Source organism: Oleiphilus sp. HI0079, assembly GCF_001635105.1.
This window is the reverse complement of sequence record NZ_LWFT01000948.1, coordinates 1-741: the sequence shown is the minus strand read 5'-3', so window position 1 is coordinate 741 and position 741 is coordinate 1. Positions and strand designations below refer to the sequence as shown.

General features: G+C 47.9%; 1 protein-coding gene. It reads left to right on the top strand.

Translation table 11 applies throughout. The annotated features are described in order from the left end of the window. Positions 1-741, top strand: a 741-nt coding sequence (locus A3750_RS17295; RefSeq protein WP_156498684.1) for a radical SAM protein, incomplete at both ends; no start/stop codon positions are given.

The window sequence follows — 741 nt, the reverse complement described above, 5'->3', positions numbered from 1 at the left end:
GTTATGACGATGCAGATGTTGTGGTGGTAAACACCTGTGGTTTCATCGATTCGGCGAAACAAGAATCTCTAGATGCGATCAACGAGGCGATGGCGGAGAACGGAAAAGTAATCGTAACCGGTTGTATGGGCAAGGGCGCTGATGCGGAGCTGATCAAGAAAGTTAGTCCTGATGTATTAAGTGTGAGTGGTCCTGCCGATTACGACACCGTGTTGAATGCCGTTCACGAATATGTCCCGCCAATCGAAAACCCTTCGCACTATAGTGATCTTGTTCCCGCGCATGGGGTTAAGCTTACGCCTCAACATTATTCTTTTCTAAAAATATCTGAAGGCTGCAACCACCGTTGCGCATTTTGCATTATTCCTCATATGCGTGGAGATCTTGTAAGTCGTCCTATATCGGCTGTCATTGATGAAGCGAAAAAGCTAGTCGCTGCCGGCACGCGTGAGCTACTGGTTATTTCGCAAGACACAAGTGCCTATGGTGTGGATGTGAAGTTCAAACTCGATTTTAATGCGGGCGACCCTTTAGAAACGAGAATGCAAGACTTGGCCGTTGCCTTGGGTGAGCTAGGTGTTTGGGTTCGAATGCACTACGTGTATCCTTATCCGCATGTCGACAAGCTGATTCCGTTAATGGCGGAAGGTAAGATATTGCCCTATCTAGATATTCCTTTTCAGCACGCGAGCAAAAAGGTACTCAAAGCGATGAAGCGCCCCGCGCATGCCGAGAAAGTAC